The organism is Streptomyces palmae (genome assembly GCF_004684805.1).
Taxonomy (GTDB): domain Bacteria; phylum Actinomycetota; class Actinomycetes; order Streptomycetales; family Streptomycetaceae; genus Streptomyces; species Streptomyces palmae.
Genome location: NZ_SRID01000737.1, coordinates 1 through 991 on the forward strand (window position 1 = coordinate 1; position 991 = coordinate 991).

The 991-nt window shown below is 68.0% G+C and carries 2 protein-coding genes; one reads left to right on the forward strand and one right to left on the reverse strand.

All coding sequences use genetic code 11. The annotated features are described in order from the left end of the window. A partial coding sequence (locus tag E4099_RS32390; RefSeq protein ID WP_135342645.1) for a hypothetical protein occupies window positions 1-437 on the reverse strand: 437 nt, incomplete at its 3' end. A 421-nt stretch (window positions 438-858) separates the two neighbouring features. Here E4099_RS32390 and E4099_RS32395 point away from each other — a divergent pair. Beyond that, on the forward strand, window positions 859-991 hold a 133-nt coding region (locus tag E4099_RS32395), incomplete at its 3' end, for a biotin carboxylase N-terminal domain-containing protein (protein WP_135341814.1).

Consider the following 991-nt stretch of genomic DNA (forward strand, 5'->3'; position numbering starts at 1 on the left):
GAATCCCCCGGCCCCGCCGATTCCGCCGATTCCGCCGACCCATCCGCGTCGGCCCCGTACGCCATCAGCGTCAACACGATCATCCCCATCACCACCATCATGACCGCGAACGCGGTCCACCCCACCAGACCGACCGTCAGCGCGCCCAGCAGCCCGTGCAGCACCGCACAGGTGACCAGCAGGACGCGCCCGAAGCGGCCCGGGCCGCGATCCCGCACCGCGGCCCGCAGCAGCACGAACCCGCAGCCCAGCAGGTAGACCCCGAAGACGCCGCCCATGATCCAGGCGCCCCGGGACATCGCGTCCGGGTCCATCCCGCCCATGGACATCTTCTGGCGGTCGACCATCAGGCCCAGGATCCAGTTGAGCAGGGCGATGCCGACCGCTTCCCCGATAAGCACCAACGCCGCCACCGCGGCCACCGGTCTGCGTGCCACCCCGCCCACCTCCGTTACGGGGGGCACCCGACGCCCTCCGCCCAGGAAGTGCCCCCACCGTTCTCCAGACCGTTACCCGCAGTACGGCCGTCAGCGGAACGCTACTAACGGGTAAGCCGCTGGACAAGGGTTCTGCACCACCCGGACGCCGCGAGACCAGACAGCAAAGTTTCCGCCCCCCGTTCGTAGGAATTCCACAAAGAAACCCCAACGGCGGTCACTCGGCCGGGCGGAGACCTTGACCACACCGCGGCCCTGACCACGCCCTGGAAATGGCGGCGTAACGTGGAGTGACAAGGGATTTCCCGCTGTCCCGCCAAGTCGCTCTCACGCTCCGTGTGGTCAAGCTCACCCCCGAAGGCTTCTCGGCGCACAGTGTCGCCAGTACCTAAACTCGGCTTGTTTCAAGGAGGGAGCCATCGTGCGCAAGGTGCTCATCGCCAACCGTGGCGAAATCGCTGTCCGCGTTGCCCGTGCCTGTCGGGATGCCGGGATCGCGAGCGTAGCCGTCTACGCCGATCCGGATCGGGACGCTGTGCATGTGCGCGCGGCCG